Here is a 25,122-nt window from a genome sequence, read left to right as displayed (position 1 = left end):
AGTCATGACTGAAGTCCGGGTTCGTTTCTGCCCGTCGCCGACCGGCACGCCGCACGTCGGCCTGGTGCGCACGGCGCTGTTCAACTGGGCGTACGCGCGCCACCACGGCGGCAAGTTCGTGTTCCGCATCGAAGACACCGACGCCGCACGCGATTCCGAGGATTCCTACCGCGCGCTGCTCGACGCGCTGCGCTGGCTCGGGCTCATCTGGGACGAGGGCCCCGAGGTCGGCGGACCCTACGAGCCCTACCGGCAGTCGCTGCGCCGCGATCAGCACCTCGACGTGGTGCGCAAGCTGCTGGAGGCGGGCGAGGCGTATGAAGCGTTCTCGACGCCGGAGGAGGTCGAGGCCCGGCACCGGGCGGTCGGTCGCGATCCGAAACTCGGCTACGACAATTTCGATCGCGATCTCAGCGCCGAGCAGATCGCGGCGTACAAAGCCGAGGGTCGCCCCGCCGTGGTCCGACTGCGGATGCCCGACGAAGATCTCGGATGGAACGATCTCGTTCGCGGGGAAACCACCTTCAAAGCCGGTACCGTTCCCGATTTCGCCCTCACCCGTGGCAATGGCGACCCGCTCTACACATTGGTGAATCCGGTCGACGACGCGATGATGAGGATCACCCATGTGTTGCGGGGCGAGGATCTGCTCTCCTCGACGCCGCGTCAGCTCGCGTTGTATGCCGCGCTGCAGCGTATCGGGGTCGCCGAGTTCACGCCCGAGTTCGGGCATCTGCCGTTCGTGATGGGCCAGGGCAACAAGAAACTGTCCAAGCGCGACCCGGAATCGAATCTGTTTCTGCACCGCGACCGCGGATTCATCCCCGAGGGTTTGCTGAATTACCTCGCCCTGCTCGGCTGGAGCATCGGCGAGGACCGCGATGTGTTCTCCATGCTGGAAATGGTCGCGGCTTTCGACATTTCCTCGGTGAATTCGAATCCGGCCCGCTTCGATCAGAAGAAGGCCGACGCGATCAACGCCGAGCAGATTCGACTTCTCGAGCCCGGCGATTTCGGTCACCGTTTGCGTGAGTTCCTCACCGCGCAGGGCCACATCGGCGCCGAAATCGACGAGAAGACCTTCCTGGTCGCCGCCGAACTCGTGCAGACCCGCATCGTGGTGCTCGGTGACGCGTGGGACCTGCTGAAATTCCTGTTCGTCGCGCCCGAGGAGTTCGCGATCGACCAGGCGGCGGGCACCAAGAACCTCGGCGCCGAGGCCGACCCGGTGCTCGACGCCGCGATCGCCGCTGTGGAGCCGCTGAGCGAGTGGACCACCCCGGCACTGGAGGAGGCGCTGAAAAAGGCGCTGATCGACGATCTGGGGCTCAAGCCGCGCAAGGCATTCGCGCCGGTGCGGGTCGCGGTGACGGGCTCGCACATCAGCCCGCCGCTGTACGAGTCGATGGAATTGCTCGGCCGCGAGGCCTCGCTCGACCGGCTGCGTGCCGCGCGTGGTTGGGCTCCTGCCGCGCAGTAGCTGTGCGGAGCGGGTGCGGCCACTGCGCCGCATCCGCTCCCAAGGGCGCGAAAACAGCCGAAAAGTGGGTTCTGACCAGGCGATTTGTAGTTTACCCCCTAGTGTTTGGTAATCTTCTCATCGCCGCGGAACACGGCCTCGCAACACCGACAACCACTCGGTGGAGATTGCAAGGTCGGGCGTTTCGGTCTTTGGGGTATGGTGTAATTGGCAACACAGCTGTTTCTGGTACAGCCATTCTAGGTTCGAGTCCTGGTACCCCAGCAAGGTTTCACACTGTGAGATCGTCCTGGCCCCGTCGTCTAGCGGCCTAGGACGCCGCCCTCTCAAGGCGGTAGCGCGGGTTCGAATCCCGTCGGGGCTACAAAGCAAAGTAAGGCTCCCGGTCGAATCCGACCGGGGGCCTTCTTCGTTTCTACAATCGCTTGTGCAATGCCTCGGCGGCCGCGACGAGATCGGCGGCCCAGCGCGCGCCCGGCCTGCGGCCCATTCGATCGATCGGTCCGGATACCGAAACGGCGGCCACGATCACCCCACCGGCATCGCGCACCGGCGCCGACACACTCGCCACACCCTGCGCGCGCTCGGCGGCGCTCTGCGCCCAGCCCCGCTTGCGTACCTCGGCCAGTGCCCGGTCGCCGAACACCGCGTCGGCGAGGACCGTGCGCTGCAACTCGGGATCGGCCCACGCCAGCAACACCTTCGCCGCCGAACCCGCGGTGAGCGGTAGCCGCGAACCGATCGGCACGGTGTCGCGCAGGCCGACCGGCGGCTCCAGCGCCGCGACGCAGACGCGTGCGTGTCCGTCGCGGCAGTACAGCTGGACGCTTTCGCCGGTGATCTCGCGCAGACGGGGCAGAATGGCAGCGGCGGCCTCCACCAGTGGATCGGCCGCCCCCGCCGACAGCTCGGTGAGCGCGGGCCCCGGCCGCCACAGTCCGTTGCCGTCGCGCGCCAGCAGCCGGTGCGTTTCCAGCCCGACCGCCAGCCGGTGCGCGGTGGCACGCGGCAGGCCGGTGCGGGTGCACAGGTCATTGAGACCGCAGGGCTCGTCGGCGACGGCGTAGAGCACCGCCACGGCTTTGTCGAGAACACCGATACCGCTATGCTGTCTCATAGAACGATACTAACGTCTCAAATGCTGAGATACCAAGTATGCCCGTCGAAAGGTGATCAAGCAATGGCCGAGCGCGCTCGCACACTGGCCGAGAAGGTGTGGGAACAGCACGTCGTCGCCAAAGGCGAAGGCGATGGTTCCTCCCGTGAACCGGACCTGATCTACATCGATCTGCACCTCGTGCACGAGGTGACCAGCCCGCAGGCCTTCGACGGGCTACGCGCGGCGGGCCGTCCGGTGCGCCGAACCGATCTCACCATCGCCACCGAGGACCACAACGTCCCCACCGCCGATATCGACAAGCCGATCGCCGACCCGATCTCGCGCACCCAGGTGGACACGCTGCGCCGCAACTGTGCCGAATTCGGCGTGCGCCTGCATTCGATGGGCGATGTGGAGCAGGGCATCGTGCACGTCGTCGGCCCGCAGCTGGGCCTCACCCAACCCGGCATGACCGTCGTCTGTGGCGACAGCCATACCTCCACCCACGGCGCGTTCGGCGCACTGGCGATGGGCATCGGCACCAGTGAGGTCGAGCACGTGCTCGCCACCCAGACGTTGTCGCTGCGCCCGTTCAAGACGATGGCCATCACCGTCGACGGCGAATTGGCGCCCGGCGTCACGAGCAAGGACCTGATCCTGGCCGTGATCGCCGAGATCGGCACCGGCGGCGGTCAGGGCTATGTGCTGGAGTACCGCGGCGAGGCGATTCGCAAGCTCTCGATGGAAGCGCGGATGACGATCTGCAACATGTCGATCGAAGCGGGCGCTCGCGCCGGCATGATCGGCCCCGACGAGGTGACCTACGAATTCCTGAAGGGCCGCCCGCACGCTCCGCAGGGAGCCGACTGGGATGCCGCAGTGGCCTCCTGGGACGCGCTGGTCACCGAGGAAGGCGCGGAGTTCGACGCCGAGGTCCACATCGACGCGAACACGCTGACCCCGTTCGTCACGTGGGGCACCAATCCCGGCCAGGGCCTGCCGCTGGGCGCGAATGTGCCCGACCCGGCCCAGATCACCGACGAGAACGAGCGTGAATCCGCCGAGAAGGCGTTGCGCTACATGGACCTGACGCCGGGAATGCCGCTGCGTGAGGTGAGTGTGGACACCGTATTCGTCGGCTCCTGCACCAACGGCCGGATCGAGGATCTGCGCGCCGTCGCCGATGTTTTGAAGGGCCGCCAGGTCGCCGACGGCGTGCGAATGCTGGTTGTGCCGGGCTCGATGCGGGTGCGCGCGCAGGCGGAAAAAGAAGGACTCGGCGAGATTTTCACCGCCGCGGGCGCGGAATGGCGTCAGGCGGGCTGCTCGATGTGCCTCGGGATGAATCCCGATCAGCTCGAACCGGGCCAGCGCTGCGCCTCGACCTCGAACCGCAATTTCGAGGGCAGGCAGGGCAAGGGCGGTCGCACGCACCTGGTCTCACCGCTGGTCGCGGCCGCCACGGCGGTCCGTGGAACCCTGTCCTCGCCCGCTGATCTGGCCTGAGCCACCGATCACCGCAGATCGAAAGGGAATCGTTATGGAAGCCTTCACCGTTCACAAAGGCATCGGTGTGCCGCTGCGCAGGTCCAATGTCGACACCGATCAGATCATCCCCGCCGTTTACCTGAAGCGCGTGACCCGTACGGGTTTCGAGGACGGCTTGTTCGCCGGTTGGCGTACCGATCCGGAGTTCATTCTCAACAACGAGCCGTTCAACCGCGGCAGCGTGCTGGTGGCGGGCCCGGATTTCGGCACCGGCTCTTCGCGAGAGCACGCTGTGTGGGCGCTGTCGGACTACGGCTTTCGGGTGGTCATCTCGTCTCGTTTCGCAGACATCTTCCGTGGAAATGCGGGTAAGGGCGGGTTGTTGGCCGCACAGATGTCACAGAACGATGTCGAAATGCTCTGGAAGCTGATCGAGGAACAGCCCGGCATCGAATTGGTTGTCGACCTGTCCGCTCGCACCGTCACAGCGGGAACCGTCGTGTTGCCGTTCGATATTGACGACTACACCCGCTGGCGTCTGCTGGAGGGTTTGGACGACATCGGCCTCACGCTGCGACAGGCCGACGTCATCGGCGAGTTCGAAAAGGGAAGGCCGTCATGGAAACCCGTGACGCTGCCGGAGCCTATTTCACGGGCGTAATCAGCTGGGGCGCTTAGGCGGGCTTCCCGGGCGGCGGTAGCTGGACGTGTGCTAAACCACATGAATTTTGGCGTGGCACATAGACTCTTGCTCAAACTGGGTTTACCGTGGTACCTAGTCGGTCCGACGACGGGCCATTAGTCTGCGGAGGATTCAATGAACAAGGCGGAACTGATCGACGTTCTGACCGAAAAGTTGGGTACGGACAGGCGGACGGCTACTGCGGCTGTCGAGAATGTTGTCGACACCATCGTCCGTGCCGTGCACAAGGGTCAAAGCGTCACCATCACCGGATTCGGTGTGTTCGAACAGCGCAAGCGTGCTCCCCGGGTTGCCCGTAACCCCCGTACCGGTGAAACCGTGAAGGTGAAGGCCACTTCGGTGCCTGCCTTCCGACCGGGCGCACAGTTCAAGGCGGTCATCGCGGGTAAGCAGAAGCTGGCCTCGTCCGGGCCTGCCGTCAAGCGAGGCGTGAATGCCCCGGTGGCGGCGAAGAAGGCGGCAGCCAAGAAGACCGCGGCGAAGAAGACCGCGGCCAAGAAGGCGACGCCGTCGAAGGGTCCCGCGAAGACCACGGCCCGCAAAGCCGCCACCAAGGCACCTGCCGCCAAGAAGACCACGGCGGCAAAGAAAGTGACGGCGGCCAAGAAGGCGCCCGCCAAGAAGGTGACGGCGGCCAAGAAGGCGCCCGCCAAGAAGGTCACAGCCGCCAAGACCACGGCGGTCAAGAAGACCACTGCTGCGAAGAAGGCTCCCGCTAAGAAGACTGCTGCTAAGAAGACTGCCGCCCGTCGTGCTCGTTGATCCTGCCGCAGCGGGATCAGGTCGGGGAATGTGCACGTAGGCCGCATCACCCACCACTGGACCGAGAACGGCCCCGGGAATCCCGGGGCCGTTTCGGCTGTTTCGAGCCCGTCCGATGGACTCAGGTGGTGACGATTGCCGTCGACAGCGAACGGTCCATATGGTTCGCGGCGACCAATCGGTCCCCGACGAACGACAATGCCCAGACGCTGCCCTTGCGATTGCGTGCCGAGGGCAGCGTGAGCCCGCCCTGCTCGGCCAGCCACTGTGTCAGATCGGGAATCACCCCGCCCTGACTACATACCACCGGCACCCCTCGATCGGTTACCAACGACAGAAATCGTTGTCGCGCGGCGTTTTTCGCTGAATCGTAACCTTGCTCGGAAAACATTGGCTCGCAATTGATTTCGGCATCGAGCTGTTCCGCCAACGGGGTCACGGTTTGGACGCAGCGCAGTGGATCGGCGGAATAGATCTCGGATGCGCCGAACGCCAACAGATTCGGCGTCAATCCCTTCGCCTGCTGTTCCCCGGAGGCTTCGAGCGGACGCAACTCGTCGGGTCCGTCGAAGCGGTTGCGCTTGCCGGCCTTCGCGTGGCGCACCAGCAGCACCGTGTTGGTGCGGGCGGGCAGCCGAGCGAAGATCCGGACGATCTGGCGATCCATCGGATACGACAACTGGTCCATCACCTCGGCGAGGGGGAACCACCGCATCTGGTCGACTTCGTTGTTGACGGCGAAGTCGCCGTCGGCGGCCTCGGCGGCCCAGTAGTCGACCCGCTTGAGCTGACGGTGGCCCGGGATCGGATAGGTGACATGGCCGAGATAGCGCCCCAGCGTGGCCGGTAGACCGGTTTCCTCACCTACCTCACGCACAGCCGCGACCACCGGGGTCTCGCCGGGATCGAGCTTGCCCTTGGGCAGCGACCAGTCACCGTACTTCGGCCGGTGGATGACGCCGATCTCCGGGCCGACAGCGCCCGCACGCCACAGGACCGCTCCTGCCGCGTGAATATTGGGCCTTACCCGCGGGTCTCGCAACGACGCGTCCTTGCTCTGCGCGCTCATGGCTGGTCGGGGCGACGCAAACGCATGAGGAAGGCTTGGTGGTCACGTACCTGGTCGGCTTCGACATCGGTCGGACTGGCCTGCCAGGTTCCGTCCGGGAGCAGGATCCAGCAGCGAGTGGCCGGATCGAGCGCGGAATCGAACACCTTCCCGAGTTGGTCGACCAGCTTGGGATCTTTCACCTGCACCATCACTTCGACCCGGCGGTCGAGATTGCGGTGCATCATGTCGGCGCTGCCGATCCACGTCTGTTCCTGCGCGCCGAATTCCATCACCCGGGAATGTTCGAGGAACCGGCCGAGGATCGAGCGCACCTCGATGTTCTCGCTCAGGCCGGGCACACCGGCGCGCAGGCCACAGATGCCGCGCACCACGATCTGCACCGGCACCCCCGCCAGCGAGGCGCGGTAGAGCGCGTCGATGATCTGCTCGTCGACGATCGCGTTGGCCTTGATCCGGATCCGGGCGGCCGAACCTTGACCGGCCAGCTCGATTTCGCGATCGATCCGCTCGATGATGCCCGCGCGCACGCCGAGCGGCGCCACCATCAGGTTGCGATAGTCCTCCTTGCGGGAGTATCCGGTCAGCGAATTGAACAGGTCGGTGAGATCGGCGCCGATTTCCGGTGCGGCGGTGAACAGACCGACGTCTTCGTAGAGGCGTGCGGTCTTGGGGTTGTAGTTGCCGGTGCCGATGTGGCAGTAGCGCCGGATCGTCGAACCCTCGCGACGCACCACCAGGCAGGTCTTGCAGTGGGTCTTGAGGCCGACCAGACCGTAGACCACGTGCACGCCGGCCTGTTCCAGTTCGCGCGCCCACTTGATGTTGGCCTGCTCGTCGAAGCGGGCCTTGATCTCTACCAGCGCGACGACCTGCTTGCCCGCCTCGGCGGCCTCGATCAGCGAGTTGATGATGGGGGAGTCGCCGGAGGTGCGGTAGAGCGTCTGCTTGATCGCGAGCACCTGCGGGTCGGCGGCGGCCTGTTCGATGAAGCGCTGCACGCTGGTGGAGAAGGAGTCGTAGGGGTGGTGCACCAGCACGTCGCCCTCGCGCAGTGCGGCGAAGACATTGCGCGGGGTCTCGCGCTCGCCGAAGGCCGCCGGGGTGGCGGGCACATACGGCGCGTCCTTGAGCTCGGGTCGGTCGACGCCGTAGACCTGCCACAGGCAGGACAGGTCGAGCAGTCCGGGCACCTGGATGACATCGGCGGGGTCGACCTCGAGCTCACGTAATAGAAGCTCCAGCATGTGCTCGGTCATGTCGTCGGAGACCTCGAGGCGCACCGGCTTGCCGAAGCGGCGGCGGGCGAGTTCGCGCTCCATCGCCTGCAGCAGGTCTTCGTCGCGATCCTCGTCGACCTCGAAATCGGCGTTGCGGGTGATCCGGAACGAATGCGTCTCCACCACGGTCAGACCGGGGAACAACAGGTCGAGGTGGGCGGCGATGAGGTCTTCCATCGGCAGGAACGCCGCGATCGCCGACGGCGCGCCGGTGCGGCGCACACGCACGAAGCGGTCGACGTTGTCGGGCACCTTCACGCGGGCGAAGTGCTCGCCGCCGGTGCCGGTGTCGCGCACGGTCACGGCGAGATTGAGGCTCAGGCCGGAGATGTAGGGGAACGGGTGCGCCGGGTCGACGGCGAGCGGTGTGAGGACCGGGAACACCTGGTCGGTGAAGTAGTTGGAAAGGCGTTGGCGCTCATCGTCGTCGAGATCGCTCCAGCCGATGATGTCGATGCCCTCGGCGGCCAGTGCCGGGTTCACCTCGTGGATGAAGACGTTGGCGTGCCGCTCGGCGAGTTCTTGGGCGCGGGCGGTGATCATCTCCAGTTGCTCCGACGGTGAGCGACCGTCGGCCGAGCGCACCGACAGGCCGGTTTCGGCCCGGCGTTTCAAACCGGCGACGCGCACCATGTAGAACTCGTCGAGGTTGGACGCGAAGATCGCGAGGAACTTGGCCCGCTCCAGCAACGGCAGCGAGGCGTCCTCGGCCAGCGCCAGGACGCGGGCATTGAAGTCGAGCCAGCTCAGCTCGCGGTTGAGGTAGCGATCTCGCGGCAACCGCTGCGTGCTCGCGTCACCGCCCGAGGCGAGGGCGGCCGCAGGTGGCGGGGAAATCGGGGGCAGCTGCTTGATGGTTTCCGTATCGCTCACGAGATCAATCATCCCTCGAGGAAGGGCCGCCGCGCATCACGACATCGCACGGATCGTTCCGCTCGGTCCGAACGTGGCGATCAGCTAGCACACACTGCGAACGGGATCACTTCTGTGCGGCGAGAATCCGATCTCGCGCAGCGTCGAGGTGGTGAATTCACCGACGCCGAGCGCGCGGACGATCTCCAGATCCTCGGGGGTGTCGACATCGCAGCGCAGGCCGGGCCAGTGCCCGGACAGCGGCACGGCACCGCCGTCGCGGTGTGCGCGGGCGGAATCGGCGCCGAAGCGGGGCGACAGCAACGCGGCGGTATCGCGGACCAGCAATGCGGCGGTGCCGGTGCCAGTGTGGTCGATCACCACCGATCGAGCGCCGACGGCGACGGTGAGCACGTCGGCCAGCTCGGACGGGCGAAGGGCGGGCAGGTCGGCCTGCAGCGCGAGCAGGTGGGTGGGGCCGTAGCGATCGCGCACGTCGGCGGCGCCGGCGGCGAGCGCGGTATTGAGCGGATCGGCACCGGCCGCGGGCTCGTCGATCACGTGCGCGCCGAGCTCACGGGCACGGTCGGCGACCAGGGGATCGGGGGTGACCACGGTCAGCGACGACAGCTCGGGTACGGCGGAAGCGGCCACGACAGTGTCGGTGAACATGGCCAGCACGAGCTGGGCGCGCTGCTCGGTGCTCAGCAGGCTCGCCAGCCTGCTCTTGGCCCGGCCGATGTGTTTGACCGCCATCACGGCGTGCACGGTGTGCATGGCTTCGATCCTTGCATGGCATATTGGGCTGATGACGAGGGCGGCGGTTATGGGTGCGGGGTCGTGGGGTACGGCGTTCGCGAAGGTGTTGGCCGAAGCAGGGACCGACGTGACGATCTGGGCCCGGCGCGACGAGGTGGCGCGGGCGCTCGATACCGAGCACCGCAATCCGTTCTACCTACCCGGCGTTCAGCTGCCGCCGGTGCGGGGAACCGATGATCACCGGGTCGCTCTCGACGGGGCCGACCTGGTGGTGCTCGCGGTTCCGTCGCAGTCGCTGCGGGCGAATCTGGATCTGTGGAAGGGCGATATCGGATCCGACGCCACCCTGCTGAGTCTGGCCAAGGGAATCGAGACCGGGACACTGCTGCGGATGAGTCAGGTGATCGCGGAGGTCACCGGGGCCGAGCCGGGGCGCATCGCGGTGTTGTCGGGTCCGAATCTGGCGCACGAGATCGTCGAACGTCAGCCCGCTGCGACGGTGATCGCCTGCACCGATACCGAGCGTGCCGGAGTCGCGCAGCGGGCGTGTGCCACCGGATATTTCCGGCCGTACACCAACACCGATGTGATCGGCTGCGAGATCGGTGGTGCGTGCAAGAACGTCATCGCGCTCGCGTGCGGCATCGCTTCGGGAATGGGACTGGGCGACAACACGGTGGCCAGCCTCATCACGCGCGGGCTCGCCGAGGTGATCCGGCTCGGTGTGGCGCTCGGCGCGCAACCGGTGACGCTGGCCGGGCTCGCGGGCGTCGGCGATCTGGTGGCTACCTGTACATCGCCGTTGTCGCGCAACCGGTCCTTCGGGTACGCGCTCGGCGCCGGTGGCACGATGACCGCCGCGCAGGAAGCGACCAATGGGCAGGTGGCCGAAGGTGTGAAGTCGTGCACATCGGTGCGGGCCCTTGCCGCCGAGCACGGGGTGGAGATGCCGCTCACCGACGCGGTGCACAGGGTGTGCCATGAGGGGCTATCGGTGAGCGAGGCGGTCGGCAGCCTGCTCGGTAGGCGGATCAAGCCCGAATAAGGGCGATAGCGCCATGGCGGCGAGAACCTACTACGGTGACGTTCATGACGGAACGGATCAGGGTGGCTGTGGTGTTCGGCGGGCGCAGCAGCGAGCACGCCGTCTCGTGTGTGTCGGCGAGCAGCGTGCTGCGCAACCTCGATCCGACGCGCTACGAGGTGGTGCCGATCGGCATCACCCCCACCGGCGGCTGGGTGCTGGCCGACGGGATCGGCGATTTGGCGCTGAGCCACGGTGTGCAACCGCAGGTCGACGCGTCGGGAACCGCCCTCACGCTGGCCGCTGACCCCGGTCGCTCCGGCGCGCTGGTCGCGCTCGACTCGAGCGCCGTGCTCGGCAACGTCGATGTCGTGTTCCCGATTCTGCACGGTCCCTTCGGGGAGGACGGCACGTTGCAGGGGATGCTCGAACTGGCCGGGCTTCCCTATGTCGGCGCGGGCGTGCTTGCCAGCGCGGCGGGCATGGACAAGGAGTTCACCAAGAAGTTGCTGGCGGCCGAATCGTTGCCCGTCGGCGTGCAGGTTGTGCTGCGTCCCGGCGTCGAAACGCTGGCCGAGACCGACCGGGCCCGGATCGGTCTGCCCGCCTTCGTGAAGCCCGCGCGCGGTGGTTCCTCGATCGGCATCACCAAGATCACCGACTGGGCCGATCTCGATGCGGCCATCGCCGTCGCCCGTGCGCACGACCCGAAGGTGATCATCGAAGCGGGCATCGTCGGACGCGAAGTCGAGTGCGGCGTACTGGAATTCGCCGACGGCGAGGTGCGTGGCAGCGTCGTCTCCGAGATCCGGATGCCCGATGCCGACGCCGCCGCGCCCGAGTTCTACGACTTCGCCACCAAATACCTCGATGACGTGTGCGAATTCGATGTGCCCGCCAAGCTCGACGACGATGTCGCCGACGAGATCCGTGAGCTGTCGGTGCGCGCGTTCCGCGCGCTGGACTGCCAGGGGCTGGCGCGCGTCGACTTCTTCGTCACCGAGAACGGTCCGGTGATCAACGAGATCAACACGATGCCCGGCTTCACGCCGATCTCGCAGTACCCGCGGATGTGGGAAGCCACCGGCATCGACTACCCGACGCTGGTGTCGACGCTGATCGAGACGGCGGTCACCCGCGGAACCGGTCTGCGGTAGGAGTTCTGTTCGGCCGCAGGGCTTTCGGCGGGGTCGTGCTCGAAAGCCCTACGGCGCCAGCTGGTTAGCTCAGAGTTCGCCCGGAGTCGGTTCGCGGGCAGGCAGATTCGCAGTGATGGTGTCGGATACGTTCTGCACGGCGCTGGTGCCGGAGCCGTCGGGGACGGTCAGGGCGATGTAGGTCTCGCGGTCGACGGCGAACCAGGTGCCGGTCTTGCCGACCTCGTCGCGGACCTGGAACCACTTCACGCCGTCGATCACCGTCAGCGGGGACGCGCGGTTGAATTCGAGGGGACGGTCGAGGCCGCAGCGCAGCGTGATCGGGTCGCCGCCGTCGGGGAGCTGCCAGGCGCGGGTGGCGGGCGGGCTGGGTTCGACGAGGGTGGCCTTGGTGTAGTCGCCGAGTTCGGCGGGCAGGGCGGGGAGCAGGGCCTGGCAGGCGGGACCGTCGGCGGCGGGGGCAGGCACGGGTCCGAGGGCGAGGGGTTCGCGTTCGACGGGGGCGCGCAGGGCGATGAAGGCGGCGACCAGCACGGCGACGATCAACACGACGGGCAGGGCGACCGCGGTGGCGATGAGCGCGGGGGAGTGATGCGACTCGAAGTCGTCATCGTCATCGTCATCGTCGGAGTCCGCGTCCGGCTCGGCGTCGGAGTCCGCGTTCGAGCCGTCGTCGGCCGGGGCGGAATCCTCGGCGGTCGCGTCGGCTGATCGCGCGGTGGTGGCGGACGTCGGCTCGTCGCCCGACGATGCCGCGTCGGCAGTGGCGGTGTCGTCGGGGGTGCTCGCCTCGTCGCGATCCTCCGGTGTCGAGTCCGCCATAGCTGTGTGGTCCTTCCGTTCGCGGGTTCGCCTGCGCCGTCGGTGGTGCCCGATCGCCTTCGAAAGGGTACCGTCGGGGCGATTTCGTCGGTCACCAGCACAGCGGGAAGGGGTCGGTCATCAGCGAGGACAGCCGTCCGCAGACGGTGCGTGAGCTGGGCGAATTCGCCCTGATCGACCGGATCAACGCCGGTCGGGAGCAGGCCGCGCACGTACTGATCGGACCCGGTGACGATGCCGCGCTGGTCGCCGCGCCCGACGGTCGGTTCGTGGTGAGCACCGACATGCTCGTCGAAGGCAGACACTTCCGGCTCGACTGGTCCTCGCCCGTCGACATCGGCCGCAAGGCCATCGCGCAGAACGCCGCCGACGTGGTGGCGATGGGCGCGCGGCCGACGGCGTTCGTGGTCGCGCTCGGCTGCCCCGCCGACACCCCCGTGTCGGTGATCGAAGGGATCGCCGACGGGATGTGGATCGAGGCGAGCCGCGCCGGGGGTTCCATCGCGGGCGGCGATCTGGTGCGCAGCGAACAACTGGTCGTCTCGGTGACCGCGTTCGGCGACCTCGGTGGGCAGAACGCGATCACTCGATCCGGCGCCGCCGTCGGCGATATCGTCGCGGTGGCAGGCGAACTCGGCTGGTCCGGTGCCGGGCTGGCCGTATTGACCGGTGGCGCGGACACATCCGATCCGGACTTCACCTATGCCCTTGCGACCCATCGTGTTCCGCAACCGCCCTACGCCGCGGTCCTCGACGCCTTCGGCACGCACACCCCGACCGCGCTCACCGATGTCTCCGACGGCTTGCTCGCCGACCTCGGCCACCTCGCCGCCGCCTCGAACGTCGCCATCGACGTCCACCGCGCGGCACTGACCGACCCCGATCTGGACGCTGTCGCGAAATTGCTCGATGCCGATGCGGCGCAATGGATTCTGGCCGGCGGCGAAGACCACGCCTTCGTCGGAACCTGGCCCGCCGGTGTCTCGGTTCCCGCGGGCTGGCGGCCGATCGGCGTAGTAACCGCAGGCAGTGGCGTCACCGTCGACGGCGTGTCGCCCACCGGTGGCACCGGCTGGGAATCGTTCCGTGGGGTGGACGCCATACCCACCGACGACGAACGATAGGTTGTGCGGTCATGGGTGCGAAACCACTGTCGGAGATCATCGATCCGGGCTGGGCCCGGGCACTGGAGCCGGTCACCGACCGCATCAGTGAAATGGGCGAGTTCTTACGTGAAGAGAACGCGGCGGGCCGCGGCTACCTCCCCGAAGGGGAGAACGTATTGCGCGCCTTCCAGCGTCCGTTCGACGCGGTGCGCGTGCTCATCGTCGGCCAGGACCCGTACCCCACGCCCGGCCACGCGATGGGACTGAGTTTCTCTGTCACGCCACAGGTTTCGCCGGTGCCGCGCAGCCTGTCCAACATCTTCGCCGAATACAGCAAAGACCTCGGCTTCGATACCCCGACCTGTGGTGACCTGAGCCCCTGGTCGGATCAGGGTGTGCTGCTGCTGAACCGAGTACTCACCGTCGCCCCCGGCGCGCCCGCCTCCCATCGCGGCAAAGGCTGGGAAGCGGTCACCGAGCAGGCGATCGGGGCACTGGTCGCCCGCGACGAGCCGCTCGTAGCCGTGCTGTGGGGCAACGACGCTCGTTCGCTGAAGCCCACCCTCGTCGCCGCCGAGGTGCCCTACGTCGAATCGGCGCACCCCTCACCGCTTTCCGCCTCGCGCGGGTTCTTCGGTTCCCGACCCTTCTCCCGGGTCAACGAACTGCTCGACGAACTCGGCGCCGATCCTGTCGACTGGCGGCTGCCCTGACCCGGGGCGTCGCCCGCACCAGAAGAGAATGATGAAGGAGCACAACCCGATGCACATCTCCACCGTTCGCGTTGCCCTCGCGACCGCCGCCGTGGCCGCCGCCATCACCGCGGGCGCAGGCTCGGCCACCGCCGCAGGCCTGCAGCTCGAGCCCTACGACGAGCAGGCCGCCCCGGTGGCCACCACCCAGGTCGGCGAGGAATGGACCTCTACCGGCACCTCCACCATCTCGTCCGGCGTGAACGCGAAGGTGACCTGCCTGCTGCAGAACACCTTCAGCGCCCTCGGCGCTGCGTGCTGAGTTATTAGCGGCTGGCGCCGCGGGGTTTTCGGCCCTGCGGGCCTCGCATCCGAAGGGCGATACTGCGCCTTCGGCGTTCCGTCTCGCCCTTCGGATGCGAGGCGGCCGAAAACCCGTGGTGGCTGAGTTCCGGCGTGGCGTTGGTCGCGCCGGGATGGTCAGTTCAGTCGCTGGAGTGGGGGCTTCTGAGTGAGTCCCACTTCTATGTGAGGCCGACGTAGTTCGGCTTGCGCTTGCCTACGAAGGCGTCTACGCCTTCGCGGCCGGTGTCGCTGTTCGCGGCGGCGGAGATGCTGTCGCGTTCGGAATCGAGCTGCTGGTCCAATGTCGCCGTCGGTGACTGGGCCAGCAGCTTTTTCATGGCAGTGTAGGTGGGGCGGGGGCCCGTGACGAAGGTCTGCGCCACGCGGAACGCTTCGGCGCGGATGTCCTCGTCGGCGACCGTGCGGCTCAGGACGCCGAGGCGCACTGCCTCTTCGGCGTCGAGTACGGCGTCGGTGAGCAGGATCTCGGTCGCCCGGCTCCGGCCGACGATGCGGGGCAGCGACCAGGACATGCCGCCGTCGGGGGACAGGCCGATGCCGGGGTAGGCGGGGCGCAGCTTCGTCGAGGGGCCACCGATCGCGATGTCGGCGGCACAGACCAGGCTCATGCCCGCACCCGCCGCCCAGCCCTGTACGGCGGCGATCACGGGGACAGGGGCGTCCGCGAGCGCGCGGACGAAATCGTGGAGTTGGTCGGCCAGCTCGTGCAGGTAGGCACCGCGGTCATCGGAGGCGGCGAAATTGCGGACATTGCCGCCCGCGCAGAAGTTCGCGCCCGCGCCGGTGAGCAGCACGGCCCCGACCGACGGGTCGAGTGCGCGCAGGGCGGCGGTGCCCGCGTTGATCAGGTCGAAATCCATCGAGGTGCCTGCGGCGGCGGTGGCGATGGTCAGCTGCAGGACGCCGTCGATGACCTCGGCGGCAAGGACCGGTTCGGTGGTACTCATGGGCGTCACCTTAATCGGGCCCGCACGCGCGGCGTTCCGCAGCCTTTGCGCACGGCCGAAGGTACGCCCCCCGGTGCGGCAGCAGCGTTTCTCAGTCGCGGCGCCACAATTGTTCGGGCAGCAGGGTGAACGGATCGGTTCGTCGGATGCCGGTGTCGGTGAAACCGTGCCTGCGGTAGAAGGCGTGGGCGCGCGGATAGTCGGCGAAGACCCACAGGGTGCACGGTGATCCGGGGGTGGCGGCTTCGATCAGAGCGTCGGCGATACCGGTGCCGTGCCAGGCGCTGCGGACGTAGAGCGCTTCGAGTTCATCCTCGGTGGACGCCGACCGGCCCGGCTGTCGACCGGGGACGGACGACTTCGTCCCGGAGGCGAAGCCGATCAGCCGGTCGCCGACCAGCGCGACCGGCAACTGGTGGATCCCGTCGACGCGACGACGTTCCCAGGTGAGCGCGGAGCGTTCGAGGTCGAAGCCGTCGAGGATGTGACCGGGGACGAGCGTTCCATAGGCTTCGCGCCAGCTGGCGATGTGACAGGCGGCGAGTTCGGTGACCCGGGTCGCCGTCAGCGGCGCGATTCGCCAGTCAGACACGGCGAGCCCGTTCGATGCTCGGCGGTTGTACGACAAAGCCCCGGATCACCCGCGAGGGGTGCCGGGGCACTGTCGGCAGAATGTACGGGCTGAAAATCAGCCGCGGGCGACCTTGCCCGCCTTCAGGCAGGAGGTGCACACGTTCATCCGGCGGGTGTTGCCAGGGGCAACCTGCGCACGCACGGTCTGGATGTTCGGGTTCCAGCGACGGTTGGTGCGCCGGTGCGAGTGCGAGACCGACTTCCCGAAACCGGGGCCCTTGGCGCAGACGTCGCAAACGGCAGCCATGTCGCGAGCTCCTTCATGTCATAAGCGGACAGCGGCGCACGTATGCCCGCTGAACCGGAAACTGATGTCGTCAAATGCCTTGCCGACTGATGTCGGCCAGCGCAGACCCACGTGGGCCGCACGAGGCAACCCTGCAAGACTAGCGGGCCGGGCCTCGAACTTCCAAACCGGGGTATCCCGGTCGACAGGCCGAGCGTAGCCCGGATGAGGGCCCTTCCGAGGTCAGCATAGCGCTGTCGGTCGCTGGCGCTAACCTGGCGTGCGTGCTCGGCGCGCGAGCACGCAGAACGGGGAAGCGAGGTGGCGGTGTCGCACGTGCGGGAGTCTCTCGACGGCCCCGATCTGCTGGTCTGGGCTCGCGGTTGCCGCACCGACCTGGAACTACGCCGCGCCGAGATCGACGCGCTCAACGTGTTCCCCATCGCCGACGCCGACACCGGTACCAATCTGCTCGCCACCATGCGAGCGGCCGTCGCGACGGCCGATCAGATCACCGACCACGCACCTTCCGCTCATCTGATCGCGCAGGGCTTGGCCCGCGGCGCGACGACGGGCGCGCGGGGAAACTCGGGGATCATCCTGTCCCAGGTCCTGCGGGGCATCGCCGAGGCCGTCACCGCCGGTCCGCTGACCGGTGAACGTCTGCAGGTGGCACTGCGGCGCTCGGCGGTGCTCGTCCGGACCGGGCTGAGTGCCCCGGTCGAGGGCACCATTCTGACCGTGCTCGAGCGTGCCGCGGTCGCCGCGGCCGAGTCGGCCGATCAGTCGCTCGTGACCGTCGCCCGCCGCGCCGCCGACGGCGCCGCGCGCGCGTTGAGCGAGACGCCGGCCCAGTTGGGTGTGCTTCGCGCGGCGGGGGTGGTCGACGCCGGGGCGCGGGGACTGCTGGTGCTGCTGGACTGTCTCGTGGCCGAAGTCTGCGGTGAACCGACCGACCGGGTCAGGTACACGCGGGGCGAACGACCCGACCACGGGCCGCATCGGCGACCGGTCGACGGACACGACGAGAGCGACCCCGGTGAGATCGGTCACGACGACGAAGCGGACAGTCGACGCGCGATGGCGGACGGTCACGAGCGCCGGACCGCCGACGCCCGCGTCGACAACGATCACCGGGATCAGGACGCCGATCCGCACTTCGAGGTCATGTACGTGATCTCCGGCACCGACGACACGGCCGCGAGCGGGTTGCGCGATCGGCTCGCGGTGCTCGGGGACTCCGTGGTGGTGGTCGGCGATGGTGCGACCACCTGGTCGGCCCATGTGCACTGCCGCGACGCGGGGGCTGCCATCGAGGCGGGCCTCGCGGTGGGCACCGTGACGGGCATCCGGATCGAGAGTTTCGCCGTGACCGCGCCCCACAGCGGCAACCACGGGCACGGCGCCGACGCGCTCGGCCTCACCCACCACACGCACGTCGACACGGTGACGATCGAGCCGCGCACGCACCACGACGGCGACCGGCCACCCGGTCTCACGGACCGAGACGTCGCCACCCCCGACGCGGACCGCGGCGTGCTGGCGGTGGTGGGTGGTGCCGCCGCCGCGCGCCTGTTCGAGGACGCGGGCGCGGTGGTGTTGCGAGGGGATCGGCAGCTCGACACGAACACCCTGCTGCGGGCGATCCGCAGTATGCCCAATCGTGAGGTGCTGGTCCTGCCCAACGGGGCCCTGCCCGCGCAGGAACTCGTCGCGGTCGGTGCGGCCGCGCGTGACGGGTCGCGTGATGTGTTGTTGCTGCCGAGCGCGTCGATGGTGCAGGGCCTCGCGGCCTTGGCCGTGCACGATCGGGGACGGATCGCGGTCGACGACGCGTTCGCGATGTCGGAGGCGGCCGCGACCACCCGGTGGGGTGCGCTGCGCGCGGCGCGGGTGCGGGCGCTGACGATGGTCGGAATGTGTTCTCCGGGCGACGGATTGGGTCTGGTCGGCCACGATGTGGTGGTGATCGACCCCGACGTGGTCGGCGCGGGAAGCATCCTGCTGGACCGAATGCTCGGTCTCGGTGGGGAATTGGTGACATTGCTGATGGGCGTCGACGCGGGGCCCGAGTTGGCGCAGGTGCTCGCCGATCATGTGCGAGCCGGTTTCCCCGGTGTCGAGGTGGTCGTGTATTCCGGTGGACAGCAGGCGGATCTGGTGCAGATAGGGGTCGAGTAGATGGCGACGTTGAGTGACCGGCTCGACCACGTGCTCGGCGTCAAGGCGGCCGACCGGCTGACCGAGGCGTTCGACATGACCACCGTCGAGGATCTGTTGCGCCACTATCCGGTGCGCTACGCGACCCAGGGGCAGCCCCTCACCGAGGAGGAACCCGAAGAGGGCGCGCACATCACCGTGATCGGCCGCATCGCGAAAACCGAACTGCGCCCGATGAAGAATCGCCGTGGCTCGCTGTTGAAGGTGCAGCTCGACACCGGCGCCCAGCGTCCGCTCGAGGCGACTTTCTTCAATGGCGACAAGGTGCGCTACCTGGTGAAAGAGGGTGTGCGAGCGATGATGTCGGGCACCGTGCACTGGTGGCGCCCCGACCGCTGGAACCTCTCGCACCCCGACTATCTGATCCTGCCCGACAAGCCGGAAGCCGGCGTGGAGGAACTCACGTCCGTGCGTGGCAGCGGTGCGCTGCGCGGCCTCGCGCAGAGCGCGAAAGGCGCGGGGGGAGTGGATGCCTCGTTCTTCGAACGCGAATTCGTACCCGTGTATCCGGCGACCGCCAAGGTCCAGAGCTGGGACCTGTTGGCCTGCATCCGCCAGGTGCTCGACCAGCTCGACCCCATCGAGGACCCGCTGCCCGCCGACCTGCGCGAGGAACGCCAACTCCTCCCGTTGTCGGAAGCGCTGCGCCTGATCCACCTTCCCGAGCACAAGCTGGACATCGAGAAGGCAAGGGACCGGCTCCGTTTCGACGAGGCGCTCGCCCTGCAGCTCGTGCTGGCCGAGCGCCGTCACGAGGTGGAGGGCCGCACCGCCCCGGCCTGTCCGCCGTCGACCGAGGGAATCGCCGCCGCCTTCGACGAACGGTTGCCCTTCGAGCTCACCGAAGGTCAGCAGCAGGTGCTCGCGGAGATCTCGCGAGACCTGTCGCGTACCCGCCCCATGCACCGGCTGCTCCAGGGCGAGGTGGGCTCGGGCAAGACGATCGTGGCGCTGAACGCCATGCTGCAGGTGGTGGACTCGGGCCGCCAGTGCGCGCTGCTCGCACCGACCGAAGTCCTCGCCGCGCAGCACTATCGGTCGCTGCGCGCCATGCTCGGTGACCTCGGCAACGCGGGCGAACTCGGCGCCGCCGAGAACTCGACCAAGGTCGTCCTGCTCACCGGATCGATGTCGACGGCCGCGAAGAAGGCGGCGCTGCTGGACGCGATGACCGGTGAGGCGGGCATCGTCATCGGCACCCACGCGCTCATCCAGGACGCGGTCGAGTTCTACGACCTCGGCCTCGTGGTGGTCGACGAACAGCACCGCTTCGGCGTCGAGCAGCGAGATGCGTTGCGCGCCAAAGCGAAAGACGGCATCAGCCCGCATCTGTTGGTGATGACGGCGACGCCGATCCCGCGCACCATCGCGATGACCACCCTCGGCGACCTCGAAACCTCCACTCTCACCCAGCTGCCCAAGGGCCGCTCGCCGATCGTGTCGAAAGTCGTTCCGCGCAAACTGCATCCGGGGTGGGTGGATCGCGCCTGGGAACGCATCGTCGAGGAGGTCGGCCAGGGCCGACAGGCCTATGTCGTGTGCTCGCGCATCGGCGAGGACCCGGACGCGCCACCGGCCAAGGGCAAGAAGGCGGAGAAGGAAGGCCCCACCACTGCGGCCGCTGTCGAGATGTACGAGACGCTGGGCGCCGGTCCGCTCGCCGGTGTGCGTGTGGGCCTGTTGCACGGCAGGCTGCCCTCCGACGAAAAAGACCACGTGATGCGCCAATTCAACGACGGCGCGATCGACGTCCTGGTCTGCACCACTGTCGTCGAGGTCGGTGTCGACGTGCCGAACGCGACCGTGATGGTGATCGTCGACGCCGACCGCTTCGGCGTGAGTCAGCTGCACCAGTTGCGCGGTCGCATCGGCCGTGGCGAGCATCCCGGTCTGTGCCTGCTGGTCACCGATGCCGCGCCCGGCGGGACGGCGATGGCGCGGCTCGAGGCGGTGGCGGCGACCACCGACGGCTTCGAACTCTCGGTGCTCGATCTGCGCCAGCGTCGCGAAGGTGATGTCCTCGGCTCGGCGCAGTCCGGTACCGCCCGGTCGCTGCGCCTGCTCTCGCTGCTCGACGACCTCGAGGTGATCACCGCCGCACAGGAACTCGCTCGCCAGGTCGTCGCCGAGGACCCCGGTCTGGTGAACCACCCGGGCTTGGCGGGCATGATGTCCGCCGCCGTCGACGGCGAACGCATCGAATACCTCGCCAAGTCCTAGACGAGGTCAGCGAGGTACGCGCGGGTACGGCAGGTCGGTGCTGGTGTGTTCGGTCACGGCCAGTGGACGCCCGATCTGCGGGAACGCGCGCTGTGGGCACGCGGGCCGCTCACACACCTTGCACCCGGCCCCGATCGGCACCGCCACCTGCGGATCGTCCAGCTGCAGCCCCTGCGAATACACCAGCCGGTCGGCGTATTCGATATCGCAGCCGAGCCCGATGACGAAGTTCTTCGACGCCGCCCCGAACCCCTGCGCGGCGGCGGGGGTGGTGCGCGCGATCCACAGATACCGGCGCCCGTCGGGCATCTCCGAGACCTGGGTGAGGATGCGGCCGGGGTGCGCGAAGGCCTCGTGGGTGACCCACAGCGGGCAACTGCCGCCCACGCGGGAGAAGTGGAACGCGGTGGCGGACTGCCGCTTCGAGATATTGCCCGCCCGATCGGTGCGCACCAGGAAGAACGGCACACCGCGCTGACCCTGCCGCTGCAGGGTGCTGAGCCGATGGCAGACCGTCTCGAAGCCGACTTCGAAACGCAGCGCGAGCAGGTCTACGTCGTAGCGCAGTTCCTCGGCCGAGCGCAGGAATCGCCCGTAGGGCAGGATCAACGCCCCGGCGAAGTAGTTGGCCAGCCCGACCCTGGCCAGCGTGCGGGATTCGCCGGTGAGCACCCGGGATTCGGCGAGCACGTTGTCGATCTCGCGGCCGTAGAGCAGCAGACCGAGAGTGGTCGCGATCTGGAAGGCGCGCTGCCCCGGGCGCAGTCGCCTGGCCAGCGTGAGGGTGCGGGTATCGGGGTCGTAGTGGCGTTTCGGGATGGCAGGGTCGGCGCCGTCCCCACGTACCAGCACCGTGACGCCCGCGCGTTCCTCGGCGATCCTGGCCAGTTGACGATCCAGCGAGCCGATGCTCAGCCCGGATTCCTCGAACAGCTGCTCGGCGGCGTGGTCGAGGGTCGAGATGTGGTTGCGATGGTCGTAGAAGAAGTCGCGCACGTCCTCGTACGGCATGGGTGTGCCCGGCGCGCCCGCGGGCGTGTCGACGCGCGAGGACAGCAGGTCGAGCTGGTCGGTGGCCGCGCGCAGCCGCCGGTGCATCGCGATCACGATGCGCGCCACCTCGGGCAGTCTGGTCGCCAGTTCCTCGACCTCGGTGATCGGTGCGGTATCGCCGCCGCCCGCGGCTTCGACCAGCACCTCGTGCAGGTCCGAGACCAGCCGCGCATCGGAATCGGCGGCGAAGAACTGCACGTCGAGGTCGAAGGTCGAGTTGAGTTTCAGTAGAACGGGAATGGTCAGCGGACGCTGATCACGCTCTAGCTGGTTGAGATAGCTGGGTGAGAGGTCCAGCGATTTCGCGAGCGCTGCCTGGGTCATCCGCCGTTCTTCGCGCAGCCTTCGTAGCCTGGCCCCCGCGTACATCTTCCGCACGTCGCAGATCCTAACGCGAGCTGTTCGCAATGTTTGCTGAAAGTGGCGAATGCCTCGGGAGAAGTCCAGTGCTGCAAGGGATTTTACCTGTGACTACCCGTGCGTAACATGCGAAGGAGTAGGCGGGGGCATGAGAAAGTTTCGCTCGCGACAACGGAATCATCGAGAGAAAATCACCATAGCGCTTCGGTATCACTGATTCGAGGCTGATCGAAAATCTTCGCAATAGTTGCTGATCTGTCGTCCATCGCACACAAAAATACGCTTGTTCAGCCTATATCCAGTGGTTTCTCCGATGCGTAGCGTGCGAATCATGGCTGGGATCGACCGGCTGGAATCGGAGGATCAATGAAAACCCATATCGTGCGCAGCGTCGGGGCCGCCGAGGACTTCCCGCGGTCGCAGCATCTGGCCACGCTGATCGCGGAGGTGGCTGCCGATCCGGTGGCGGTGTCCGGCGAGGTCACCGAGATGATCGTGAACCGAATCATCGACAACGCCGCGGTGGCCGCGGCGTCGGTGCTGCGCGGTCCGGTCCGTACCGCCCGCGCGCAAGCGTCGGCGCATCCGCTGTCCGCCGCCTCGTCACGCCATGGCGCCACCGTGTTCGGACTGCCCGGCGCGCAGCGTGTTTCGCCCGAGTGGGCGGCATGGGCGAACGGGGTGGCGGTGCGCGAGCTCGACTTCCACGACACCTTTCTCGCGGCGGAGTACTCGCATCCGGGCGACAACATCGCGCCGATTCTGGCCGTCGCCCAGCACGCGGGGCGCGGCGGCGCCGAGCTGATCCGCGGTCTCGCCACCGGCTACGAGATCCAGATCGACCTGGTGCGCGCCATCTGCCTGCACGAACACAAGATCGACCACGTCGCTCACCTCGGCCCTTCGGCCGCCGCGGGCATCGGTACCGTGCTCGGTCTCGACCCCGAAACCATCTATCACGCCGTCGGCCAGGCGCTGCACACCACGACCGCGACCCGGCAGTCGCGCAAAGGCGAGATCTCCAGCTGGAAGGCATACGCGCCCGCGTTCGCCGGGAAGATGGCCGTCGAGGCGGTCGACCGGGCGATGCGCGGTGAAGGTGCGCCCGCGCCCATCTGGGAGGGCGCCGACGGAGTGATCGCGTGGCTGCTCGGCGGCACGGACGCCGAGTACCAGGTGCCGCTGCCGAGTCCGGGCGAGGCCAAGCGCGCCATTCTGGACAGCTACACCAAGGAGCACTCGGCCGAATACCAGAGCCAGGCCCCGATCGATCTCGCGCGTCGACTGCGCGACCGGATCACCGATACCGCCCGCATCGCCTCGATCGTGCTGCACACCAGCCATCACACGCACTCCGTGATCGGCACCGGATCCGGCGACCCGCAGAAGTTCGATCCGCACGCCAGCCGCGAGACCCTCGACCACTCGCTGCCCTATATCTTCGCGGTCGCCTTGCAGGACGGCACCTGGCACCACGAACGCTCCTACGCGCCAGAGCGTGCCCAGCGGCCCGACACCGTGGCGCTGTGGCGCAAGATCGCCACGGTCGAAGATCCCGAGTGGACCCGCCGCTATCACGCGACCGATCCGGCCGAGAAGGCCTTCGGCGCCCGCGCGGTGGTGACCCTGGACGACGGTGAGGTGATCGTCGACGAACTGGCGGTCGCCGACGCGCATCCGCTGGGCGCGCGGCCGTTCGCGCGCGAGCAGTACCTCGAGAAGTTCCGCGTCCTCGCCGACGGTGTGGTCACGCCCGCCGAACAGGACCGCTTCCTCGATGTCGCCCAGCGCACACCGGAACTCGGCGCCGGTGAGCTCGATCAGCTGAGCTTCGCGGTCGACCCCGCGCTGTTCGACCGGCTGCCCGCCGCGCGGGAAGGGCTGTTCTGATGACTGTTTCGGGACTGCTCGCCGCGCACACCACCGACGCGCAGAAGCGCGCGACCTTCCGTACCGGGCTGGCTTCCGGTCGGCTGCAACGGCTGCCCGGAGCGGTGAACCCGCTGGTGGCCAAGCTGATCCAGGAGATCGGGTTCGAGGGCGTCTATGTGTCGGGCGCGGTGATCTCGGCCGAGCTCGCCCTGCCCGATATCGGTCTGACCACGCTCACCGAGGTCGTCGAACGTGGCCGCCAGATCGCGCGCGCCACCGATCTGCCCGTTCTCATCGATGCCGACACCGGCTTCGGTGAACCGATGAACGCGGCCCGCACGGTGACCCTGCTCGAAGACGCCGGCCTGGCCGGATGTCATCTCGAGGACCAGGTCAACCCGAAACGATGCGGACACCTCGACGGCAAGGCCGTCGTCGACACCGCCGAGATGGTGCGCCGCATCCGCGCCGCCGTGGCGGTGCGCCGCGATCCGGACTTCGTGATCTGCGCCCGCACCGACGCGCGCGCGATCGAGGGTCTCGACGCGGCGATCGAGCGGGCCAGGGCCTATGCCGACGCGGGCGCGGATCTGATCTTCACCGAGGCGCTGGCCGAGGAAGCCGAGTTCGCGAAGTTCCGCGCCGCCGTGGATATCCCACTGCTCGCGAACATGACCGAATTCGGCAAGACCCCGCTGCTGAGCGCGCGGACACTGACCGATCTCGGCTACAACGCGGTGATCTACCCGGTCACCACGTTGCGACTGGCGATGGGCGCGATCGAGGACGGCCTGCGCGAGATAGCCACGGCTGGAACGCAATCGGCATTGCTTGATCGCATGCAGCACCGGTCGCGGCTCTATGAACTGCTCGGCTACCGGCACTACAGCGAATTCGACTCCGGCATCTTCGATTTCACGGTGGGTGAGTGA

The 25,122-nt window shown here is 67.7% G+C and carries 22 protein-coding genes and 2 tRNA genes; 15 read left to right on the top strand and 9 right to left on the bottom strand.

The annotated features are described in order from the left end of the window. Positions 1-4 precede the first annotated feature (4 nt). The 3 genes from gltX (at position 5) to ASD42_RS07605 (ending at position 1,844) form a co-directional block, all read left to right on the top strand. Positions 5-1,480, top strand: coding sequence for a glutamate--tRNA ligase (gltX, locus tag ASD42_RS07615; protein WP_056811984.1), 1,476 nt, complete (start codon positions 5-7; stop codon positions 1,478-1,480). A gap of 192 nt (positions 1,481-1,672) precedes the next feature. Then, positions 1,673-1,744 (top strand) — tRNA-Gln (locus ASD42_RS07610). A 27-nt stretch (positions 1,745-1,771) separates the two neighbouring features. Beyond that, positions 1,772-1,844: transfer RNA gene (locus ASD42_RS07605), tRNA-Glu, on the top strand. 51 nt (positions 1,845-1,895) lie between these two features. On the opposite strand, the gene ASD42_RS07600 is transcribed toward ASD42_RS07605, so the two are convergent. Continuing rightward, a complete protein-coding gene (locus ASD42_RS07600; RefSeq protein ID WP_056811980.1) occupies positions 1,896-2,597 on the bottom strand; it encodes an IclR family transcriptional regulator in 702 nt (233 codons plus the stop codon). Positions 2,598-2,660: 63 nt separating this feature from the next. Between ASD42_RS07600 and leuC the strand changes: the two genes are divergently transcribed. The 3 genes from leuC (at position 2,661) to ASD42_RS07585 (ending at position 5,532) form a co-directional block, all read left to right on the top strand. After that, the gene (leuC, locus tag ASD42_RS07595; RefSeq protein ID WP_056811977.1) at positions 2,661-4,085 is read left to right on the top strand and encodes a 3-isopropylmalate dehydratase large subunit; all 1,425 of its coding nucleotides are present in this window, start codon (positions 2,661-2,663) and stop codon (positions 4,083-4,085) included. A gap of 34 nt (positions 4,086-4,119) precedes the next feature. Then, positions 4,120-4,728 (top strand): 3-isopropylmalate dehydratase small subunit, encoded by a 609-nt coding sequence (leuD, locus tag ASD42_RS07590; RefSeq protein ID WP_056811976.1) that lies wholly within the window; start codon positions 4,120-4,122, stop codon positions 4,726-4,728. A 156-nt stretch (positions 4,729-4,884) separates the two neighbouring features. Further along, a complete protein-coding gene (locus tag ASD42_RS07585; RefSeq protein WP_056811975.1) occupies positions 4,885-5,532 on the top strand; it encodes an HU family DNA-binding protein in 648 nt (215 codons plus the stop codon). Positions 5,533-5,653: 121 nt separating this feature from the next. Here the strand turns inward: ASD42_RS07585 and ASD42_RS07580 are convergent, their stop codons facing one another. From ASD42_RS07580 to cofC, 3 genes are all read right to left on the bottom strand, one after another. Next, positions 5,654-6,601, bottom strand: coding sequence for an NUDIX hydrolase (locus ASD42_RS07580; protein ID WP_056811974.1), 948 nt, complete (start codon positions 6,599-6,601; stop codon positions 5,654-5,656). Beyond that, complete coding sequence (locus tag ASD42_RS07575; protein WP_056811970.1) at positions 6,598-8,766, bottom strand: RNA degradosome polyphosphate kinase; 2,169 nt, start codon at positions 8,764-8,766, stop codon at positions 6,598-6,600. The genes ASD42_RS07580 and ASD42_RS07575 overlap by 4 nt, the downstream gene beginning before the upstream one ends. A gap of 72 nt (positions 8,767-8,838) precedes the next feature. Then, positions 8,839-9,510, bottom strand: coding sequence for a 2-phospho-L-lactate guanylyltransferase (gene cofC / locus ASD42_RS07570; protein WP_056811967.1), 672 nt, complete (start codon positions 9,508-9,510; stop codon positions 8,839-8,841). Between the two features lie 31 nt (positions 9,511-9,541). Here cofC and ASD42_RS07565 point away from each other — a divergent pair, with 31 nt between their 5' ends. After that, positions 9,542-10,537, top strand: a complete 996-nt coding sequence (locus ASD42_RS07565; RefSeq protein WP_056811965.1) for an NAD(P)H-dependent glycerol-3-phosphate dehydrogenase — start codon at positions 9,542-9,544, stop codon at positions 10,535-10,537. 44 nt (positions 10,538-10,581) lie between these two features. After that, entirely contained in the window at positions 10,582-11,673 is a 1,092-nt protein-coding gene (locus ASD42_RS07560; RefSeq protein WP_063893616.1) for a D-alanine--D-alanine ligase family protein, read from the top strand. A 69-nt stretch (positions 11,674-11,742) separates the two neighbouring features. Here ASD42_RS07560 and ASD42_RS07555 read toward each other — a convergent pair whose 3' ends face one another. Beyond that, a complete protein-coding gene (locus tag ASD42_RS07555) occupies positions 11,743-12,495 on the bottom strand; it encodes a DUF3515 domain-containing protein (protein ID WP_056811963.1) in 753 nt (250 codons plus the stop codon). Positions 12,496-12,614: 119 nt separating this feature from the next. Between ASD42_RS07555 and ASD42_RS07550 the strand changes: the two genes are divergently transcribed. The 3 genes from ASD42_RS07550 to ASD42_RS07540 are packed head-to-tail and all read left to right on the top strand — an operon-like array spanning position 12,615 to position 14,615. Beyond that, positions 12,615-13,619, top strand: a complete 1,005-nt coding sequence (locus tag ASD42_RS07550; protein WP_084465462.1) for a thiamine-phosphate kinase — start codon at positions 12,615-12,617, stop codon at positions 13,617-13,619. Positions 13,620-13,630: 11 nt separating this feature from the next. After that, complete coding sequence (locus tag ASD42_RS07545; RefSeq protein ID WP_056811958.1) at positions 13,631-14,314, top strand: uracil-DNA glycosylase; 684 nt, start codon at positions 13,631-13,633, stop codon at positions 14,312-14,314. 49 nt (positions 14,315-14,363) lie between these two features. Next, complete coding sequence (locus tag ASD42_RS07540; protein WP_056815699.1) at positions 14,364-14,615, top strand: hypothetical protein; 252 nt, start codon at positions 14,364-14,366, stop codon at positions 14,613-14,615. 202 nt (positions 14,616-14,817) lie between these two features. Here ASD42_RS07540 and ASD42_RS07535 read toward each other — a convergent pair whose 3' ends face one another. The 3 genes from ASD42_RS07535 to rpmB all read right to left on the bottom strand — a co-directional run bounded on the left by ASD42_RS07535 (position 14,818) and on the right by rpmB (position 16,486). After that, positions 14,818-15,606, bottom strand: coding sequence for an enoyl-CoA hydratase/isomerase family protein (locus ASD42_RS07535; RefSeq protein ID WP_056811955.1), 789 nt, complete (start codon positions 15,604-15,606; stop codon positions 14,818-14,820). Positions 15,607-15,697: 91 nt separating this feature from the next. Continuing rightward, positions 15,698-16,198, bottom strand: a complete 501-nt coding sequence (locus tag ASD42_RS07530) for a GNAT family N-acetyltransferase (protein WP_056811952.1) — start codon at positions 16,196-16,198, stop codon at positions 15,698-15,700. Positions 16,199-16,294: 96 nt separating this feature from the next. Continuing rightward, positions 16,295-16,486, bottom strand: a complete 192-nt coding sequence (gene rpmB / locus ASD42_RS07525; RefSeq protein WP_039799620.1) for a 50S ribosomal protein L28 — start codon at positions 16,484-16,486, stop codon at positions 16,295-16,297. A 315-nt stretch (positions 16,487-16,801) separates the two neighbouring features. On the opposite strand from rpmB, the gene ASD42_RS07520 reads away from it, so the two are divergent. Then, positions 16,802-18,646 (top strand): DAK2 domain-containing protein, encoded by a 1,845-nt coding sequence (locus ASD42_RS07520; protein WP_056815696.1) that lies wholly within the window; start codon positions 16,802-16,804, stop codon positions 18,644-18,646. After that, the gene (recG, locus tag ASD42_RS07515; RefSeq protein WP_056811949.1) at positions 18,647-20,905 is read left to right on the top strand and encodes an ATP-dependent DNA helicase RecG; all 2,259 of its coding nucleotides are present in this window, start codon (positions 18,647-18,649) and stop codon (positions 20,903-20,905) included. Between the two features lie 6 nt (positions 20,906-20,911). Here recG and ASD42_RS07510 read toward each other — a convergent pair whose 3' ends face one another. Beyond that, on the bottom strand, positions 20,912-22,336 hold the full coding sequence (locus ASD42_RS07510; RefSeq protein ID WP_200950386.1) for a short-chain fatty acyl-CoA regulator family protein: 1,425 nt from the start codon (positions 22,334-22,336) through the stop codon (positions 20,912-20,914). Positions 22,337-22,684: 348 nt separating this feature from the next. Here ASD42_RS07510 and ASD42_RS07505 point away from each other — a divergent pair, with 348 nt between their 5' ends. Together ASD42_RS07505 and prpB are read left to right on the top strand one after the other, a co-directional pair. Continuing rightward, the gene (locus ASD42_RS07505) at positions 22,685-24,208 is read left to right on the top strand and encodes an MmgE/PrpD family protein (protein WP_056811945.1); all 1,524 of its coding nucleotides are present in this window, start codon (positions 22,685-22,687) and stop codon (positions 24,206-24,208) included. Beyond that, complete coding sequence (gene prpB / locus ASD42_RS07500; protein WP_056811942.1) at positions 24,208-25,122, top strand: methylisocitrate lyase; 915 nt, start codon at positions 24,208-24,210, stop codon at positions 25,120-25,122. The genes ASD42_RS07505 and prpB overlap by 1 nt, the downstream gene beginning before the upstream one ends.

Source organism: Nocardia sp. Root136, from assembly GCF_001427185.1.
Taxonomy (GTDB): Bacteria; Actinomycetota; Actinomycetes; order Mycobacteriales; family Mycobacteriaceae; genus Nocardia; species Nocardia salmonicida.
This window is presented reverse-complemented; position numbering and strand designations above follow the sequence as displayed.